This is a genomic window from Streptomyces bobili, from assembly GCF_002154575.1.
In the GTDB taxonomy this organism is placed as follows: Bacteria; Actinomycetota; Actinomycetes; order Streptomycetales; family Streptomycetaceae; genus Streptomyces; species Streptomyces bobili.
The window spans coordinates 1-739 of sequence record NZ_MUBA01000888.1 but is presented as its reverse complement, the minus strand read 5'-3'; the positions used below and the strand labels follow the sequence as shown (position 1 = coordinate 739).

Annotated in this window: 1 protein-coding gene; it reads left to right on the top strand. The window is 72.7% G+C overall.

The window, feature by feature from the left end; all coding sequences use genetic code 11:
• The first annotated feature begins 98 nt into the window (after positions 1-98).
• Complete coding sequence (locus BZL64_RS38500; protein WP_483025122.1) at positions 99-617, top strand: SCO2584 family spore wall biosynthesis protein; 519 nt, start codon at positions 99-101, stop codon at positions 615-617.
• Positions 618-739 lie beyond the last annotated feature (122 nt).

Sequence of the window (739 nt, the reverse complement as noted above, 5' to 3'; positions counted from 1 at the left end):
CGCCCGCCGGGGGCGTGAGCGCCTGCGCACCGTCTCAGCAGGCGGATGAATCTCCGGACCGTCTGCCCAAAATGACCCCCCAGGTCTACTCTGGATCCGTGCCGGAGGACGTGGGGGGCACGCCGTTCCCTGACGGCTGGGAGCCCGACGACGACCACGACCGCGGGGTGTCGGACGAAGAGTTCGCCTCCGTGGTCTTCGACGAGGCCTTCGTACAGGCGGCACCGGTGCACGAGCCGACCGCCGTCGAACGCCTCCTGGCCGCCGCGCAGGCGAGAGCCGAGGCCTCCGATGCGGAAGCGCGCCGCGCCCGCTACGACGACCTCTACGGCCCCNNCGACCCGGACACCTGGGGCCGCCGGAACGGCCGGTTCGGACCGTACGGCAAGCAGGTCCGCTGGCACCGGCCGGTCGCCTGGATGCTCGCCGTCCTCATGGGCGTCGGCATGGTCGTCCTCGCCTTCGCCGCGGTCTACCGGGGCGCCCCCTCCTCCGGCAACCGCGACCAGTTCCCCTCGCCCACCTCGACCGGGCTCGAACAAGGGGCGGGGCAGCTTCCGTCCGGCTCCACCGATCAGTCCCGGCCACCCGTCGCGGCCGTCCCGCGCACGCCCTGAGGGACCGCCGCCGACGGGTGAGAACCTGTCAGAACTTGTCGCGCAGCGAGGCGTTTACCCGGGCTCCCGGCAACCTACTCTCAAAGTATGGGCGGGCCCGGAGAGCCACCGGACGGGGCACC